Source organism: Streptomyces sp. NPDC058239 (assembly GCF_042882185.1).
GTDB lineage: Bacteria > Actinomycetota > Actinomycetes > Streptomycetales > Streptomycetaceae > Streptomyces.
In genome coordinates, this window is record NZ_JBHVWS010000115.1 from 1 (window position 1) to 4,988 (window position 4,988).

Below are 4,988 nucleotides of genomic sequence, written 5' to 3' on the forward strand. Positions count from 1 at the left end.
CTCCCGGCGGCGCCCACCACCCCCGGCGGTATGCCCTGCACAAGATCTCCTCCCGTCGGATGACGTCAATTTCCTTGCGCACGGGGAAGGTTGGCGGGGCAGGGCGCGTTGTTCTTCTGCGCGTAATACCCCGACGTATCGATGAGCGTTGTACAACGTAAGCTGTAGCGGTGCTGATTCGTTGCAAGTGGGGCGATAGTGCCTGGCCATACGGCCTGGCGGCGTGCTCCGCACTCGGTGGAGCGGGCGGCGTGTCCGGAATGGGATGTTTTAGGTCAGCAGTGTAGAACGGGAGATGTGACGGCTATGACGGAAAATCTCCAGCTCCGAGGTGCTCACGCCGTCCCAGCGCCGGGCGGTCGGTGGTGACCCGTACCCAGCAGGCGCACCCCGATGCCGCCGTGCCCAGCACCCTCGACAAGGCCGCGGACGAGAATTTCCCCGTAGCCCCCTTCTTTCTGCCGCGCGCCTGGCGCGACGACCTGATGGCCGTCTACGGCTACGCCCGTCTCGTCGACGACATCGGTGACGGCGATCTCGCCCCCGGTGGCGCCGACGCCCGCCATCTCGGGCTCGACCCGGCGCAGACGGAGGACCGGCTCGCCATGCTCGATGCCTTCGAGGCCGATCTGCACCGGGTCTTCGACACCGCGGGCGACGGCCCGCGCCACCCCCTGCTGCGTGCCCTGCGCCCCACTGTGCGGCGCTGTGTGCTCACTCCCGATCCCTTCCTCGGACTCATCGAGGCGAACCGGCAGGACCAGAAGGTCCGCCGCTACGGGACGTACGAGGACCTCGTCTCCTACTGCGAGCTCTCCGCCAACCCTGTGGGCCGACTTGTCCTGCAGATCACCGGAACCGCCAGCCCCGAACGCATCCGCCGCTCCGACGCCGTCTGTACGGCACTGCAGATCGTCGAGCACCTCCAGGACGTCACCGAGGACCTCGGCCGCGACCGGATCTATCTGCCCGCGGACGACATGGCCCGGTTCCATGTCCGCGAAACCGATCTGGCCGCCCCGTCGGGGGGCGCATCGGTGCGTTCACTGGTTGCGTACGAAGCAGAACGCGCTCGGGAACTGCTGAATGAAGGCACCCCCCTGGTGGGTAGCGTCCACGGCAGGCTCAAGCTGCTTCTCGCCGGATTCGTGGGAGGGGGGCGTGCCGCCCTCACCGCGATCGCGGCCGCCGGGTTCGACGTACTGCCCGGACCGCCCAAGCCCACCAAGCCCAGCCTGCTGCGCGAAGTGGGAGTTGTCTTGCGAAGAGCGCGTAGAGAGGGGTGAGCCGGACCGTGGAGGGACAGACGACGTATATGTCGGCACCGGTACAGGCCGCATACAGTTACTGCGAGGCGGTCACCGGACAGCAGGCGCGTAACTTCGCGTACGGCATCAGACTGCTGCCGGCCGAGAAGCGACAGGCCATGTCGGCGTTGTACGCCTTCTCCCGTCGTGTCGACGACATCGGTGACGGCGAGCTGGAGCCGGAGACCAAGCGGACCCGCCTGGAGAGCACCCGCACACTGCTGGACCGGATCCGCAACGGCGTGATCGACGAGGACGACACCGACCCGGTGGCCGTCGCGCTCGCCGACGCCGCGCGCAGATTCCCGCTCCCGCTCGGCGGGCTCGACGAACTCATCGACGGCGTGCTGATGGATGTGCGCGGTGCGACGTACGAGACCTGGGACGACCTCAAGGTCTACTGCCGCTGTGTCGCGGGCGCCATCGGCCGCCTCAGCCTGGGCGTCTTCGGTACGGAACCCGGCGCTCCGGGCGCCGACCGGGCCGCGGAGTACGCCGATACGCTCGGCCTCGCGCTCCAGCTGACCAACATCCTGCGCGACGTGCGCGAGGACGCGGGCAACGGGCGTACGTATCTGCCCGCCGACGACCTCGCCAAGTTCGGCTGCTCGGCCGGTTTCCACCGGGCCACCCCGCCGCCCGGCGCCGACTTCGCGGGCCTGGTCCACTTCGAGGTACGGCGTGCCCGTGCCCTGTTCGCCGAGGGGTACCGGCTGCTGCCGATGCTGGACCGGCGCAGCGGCGCCTGTGTCGCGGCCATGGCAGGCATCTACCGGCGACTGCTCGACCGGATCGAGCGCGACCCCGAGGCGGTGCTGCGCGGCCGGGTCTCGCTGCCCGGCCACGAGAAGGCGTATGTCGCGGTGCGTGGACTGTCGGGACTCGATGCGCGATACATCTCCCGCCGCACGGCCAGGGGGCGTGTCTGATGCGCCGTACGGACATCTCTCCCAACATGTGCATCACGGTGAGTCGCTTCGATCAGCGGTCAACCCTCTGGTGTACTGACGCGTCCCTGACTGAAGTGGCCTGGCGAAAGGAGGACGCATGACGGACGACGCCCCGCGTTCCTCCCGCGCGGCCGTGATCGGCGGTGGACTCGCCGGCGTCACCGCGGCCCTGCGTCTCGCCGACGCCGGGCTTGACGTGACCCTGCTCGAAGGGCGGCCGAGGCTCGGCGGCCTCGCCTTCTCCTTCCGGCGCGGCGAACTGACGGTCGACAACGGACAGCATGTCTATCTGCGCTGCTGCACCGCCTACCGGTGGTTCCTCGACCGCGTCGACGGGACACGGCTGGCACCACTGCAAAACCGTTTGGACGTGCCTGTTCTCGATGTCGGGCGACCCTCCGGCCCCCGGCTGGGACGGCTGCGCCGCAACGCACTGCCGGTGCCGTTCCACCTCGCCGCCGGACTCGCCGGCTATCCGCATCTCTCGCTCATCGAGCGGGCGAGTGTCGCGCGCGCCGCACTGGCGCTGGGCCGACTGGACCCGGACGACCCCGCGCTCGACGCCATCGACTTCGGCAGCTGGCTCGCCCGTCACGGGCAGTCGCCGCGCACCATCGAGGCCCTCTGGGACCTGGTGGGCGTCGCCACACTCAACGCCACCGCGCCGAACTCCTCGCTGGCCCTTGCCGCGAAGGTCTTCAAGACAGGGCTCCTCTCCGAGCCCGGCGCCGCAGACATCGGCTGGGCGAGCGTGCCGCTCGGCGAGGTGCACGACACACTGGCCCGCAAGGCCCTCGACTCCGCCGGGGTACGCACCGAGCTGCGTACGAAGGCATCCTCCATCACGCGTACGGAGGACGGCTGCTGGATCGTCGACACCGGCAGTGAACGGATCGAGGCGGACACCGTCGTCCTCGCCGTCCCGCAGCGCGAGGCCCACGACCTGTTGCCCGAGGGCGCGCTCGACCAGCCGGAGCGGCTGCTCGACATCGGCACATCGCCGATCCTCAATGTGCACGTGGTCTACGACCGCAAGGTGCTGCGCCGCCCGTTCTTCGCCGCGCTCGGCTCCCCGGTCCAGTGGGTCTTCGACCGCACGGACGCCTCGGGTCTCACCGGACCCGGCCAGTACCTCGCGTTGTCCCAGTCCGCCGCCGACGAGGAGATCGACCTCCCCGTCGCCGAGCTGCGAAAGCGCTACCTGCCCGAGCTGGAGCGGCTCCTTCCGGCCGCCCGCGGGGCCGGGATCAGGGATTTCTTCGTCACCCGGGAGCGCACGGCGACCTTCGCCCCCGCCCCCGGCGTCGGCCGACTGCGGCCCGGAGCCCGCACCCGTAGCCCCGGCCTCAGTCTGGCCGGAGCTTGGACGGCCACCGGCTGGCCCGCGACGATGGAGGGTGCCGTCCGCAGCGGGTTCAGCGCAGCGGACGCCGCGCTCCAAACGCTCGGCCGCACCCATGAACATCCGCTGCAGGAGGCGGCATGAGCAGTACCACCGGAACAAGAGGAGAGTCAGTGACCCCGGCGAATCCGGCTTTCGACACCGTGGCCGACACCACGGACGTCACCGCGCTTCTGGAGCGCGGACGGGCCCTTTCCACGCCGGTGCTCCGGGCCGCCGTTGACCGGCTCGCACCACCCATGGACACCGTCGCCGCCTACCACTTCGGCTGGATCGACGCCCAGGGACGGCCCTCCGACGGCGACGGCGGCAAGGCCGTGCGCCCGGCGCTCGCCCTGCTGTCCGCGGAGGCGGCCGGCGCCGCCGCCGAGGCCGGCATCCCCGGCGCCGTGGCCGTCGAACTCGTGCACAACTTCTCGCTGCTGCACGACGACCTGATGGACGGCGACGAGCAGCGCCGCCACCGCGACACCGTCTGGAAGGTGCACGGCCCTGCCCAGGCGATCCTGGTCGGCGACGCGCTCTTCGCGCTCGCCAACGAGATCCTGCTGGAGCTCGGCACCGTCGAGGCGGGCCGCGCGGCCCGCCGGCTGACCGTCGCCACCCGCAAGCTCATCGACGGGCAGGCCCAGGACATCTCCTACGAGCACCGCGAGCGGGTCACCGTCGAGGAGTGCCTGGAGATGGAGGGCAACAAGACCGGCGCCCTGCTCGCCTGCGCCTGCTCCATCGGCGCGGTTCTCGGCGGCGCCGACGACCGGACCGCCGACACCCTGGAGGCATACGGCTACCACCTCGGCCTCGCCTTCCAGGCCGTCGACGATCTGCTCGGTATCTGGGGCGACCCCGAGTCCACCGGCAAGCAGACCTGGAGCGATCTGCGCCAGCGCAAGAAGTCCCTGCCGGTCGTCGCCGCGCTCGCAGCGGGCGGACCGGCCTCGGAGCGCCTCGGTGAACTGCTCGCCGCCGACGCCAAGAGCAGTGATTTCGACAGCTTCTCCGAAGAGGAGTTCGCCGCCCGTGCGGCGCTCATCGAGGAGGCGGGCGGCCGCGAATGGACCGCTCAGGAGGCCCGTCGACAGCATGCGGTCGCCATCGAGGCACTGCACCGGGTCGACATGCCGCAAACCGTGCGGGCGCAGCTCACAGCGCTCGCGGACTTCGTCGTCGTACGAAAGAGATGATCACCATCTGCTCCATATGACTCGCAGTCGCCGGCCGGTGGCCCGCCCGGGCGCCGGCCGACGGAGTCCCCACCACACCAGAGGAACAACTTCACGAAGGGGGAGCCAAGACAGCGACGACCCACGGAAGCACCGGGGCGGTGAG

Annotated in this window: 4 protein-coding genes; all 4 read left to right on the forward strand. The window is 70.2% G+C overall.

Annotation, left to right across the window (positions count from 1 at the left end):
• Nucleotides 1-365: 365 nt before the first annotated feature.
• The 4 genes from hpnC (at nt 366) to ACFVYE_RS46840 (ending at nt 4,843) form a co-directional block, all read left to right on the forward strand.
• Nucleotides 366-1,286, forward strand: a complete 921-nt coding sequence (gene hpnC / locus ACFVYE_RS46825; RefSeq protein WP_383979080.1) for a squalene synthase HpnC — start codon at nt 366-368, stop codon at nt 1,284-1,286.
• A gap of 29 nt (nt 1,287-1,315) precedes the next feature.
• Complete coding sequence (gene hpnD, locus ACFVYE_RS46830) at nt 1,316-2,236, forward strand: presqualene diphosphate synthase HpnD (RefSeq protein ID WP_383979083.1); 921 nt, start codon at nt 1,316-1,318, stop codon at nt 2,234-2,236.
• 118 nt (nt 2,237-2,354) lie between these two features.
• Nucleotides 2,355-3,743, forward strand: a complete 1,389-nt coding sequence (gene hpnE, locus ACFVYE_RS46835) for a hydroxysqualene dehydroxylase HpnE (RefSeq protein ID WP_383979086.1) — start codon at nt 2,355-2,357, stop codon at nt 3,741-3,743.
• Complete coding sequence (locus ACFVYE_RS46840) at nt 3,740-4,843, forward strand: polyprenyl synthetase family protein (RefSeq protein WP_389609674.1); 1,104 nt, start codon at nt 3,740-3,742, stop codon at nt 4,841-4,843. The genes hpnE and ACFVYE_RS46840 overlap by 4 nt, the downstream gene beginning before the upstream one ends.
• The last annotated feature ends 145 nt before the right edge of the window (nt 4,844-4,988 follow it).

Bases quoted from the DNA above. Each gene is read 5' to 3' on its own strand.
- hpnD (WP_383979083.1), top strand. From the start codon at position 1,316: ATGTCGGCACCGGTACAGGCCGCATACAGTTACTGCGAGGCGGTCACC.
- hpnE (WP_383979086.1), top strand. From the start codon at position 2,355: ATGACGGACGACGCCCCGCGTTCCTCCCGCGCGGCCGTGATCGGCGGT.
- ACFVYE_RS46840 (WP_389609674.1), top strand. From the start codon at position 3,740: ATGAGCAGTACCACCGGAACAAGAGGAGAGTCAGTGACCCCGGCGAAT.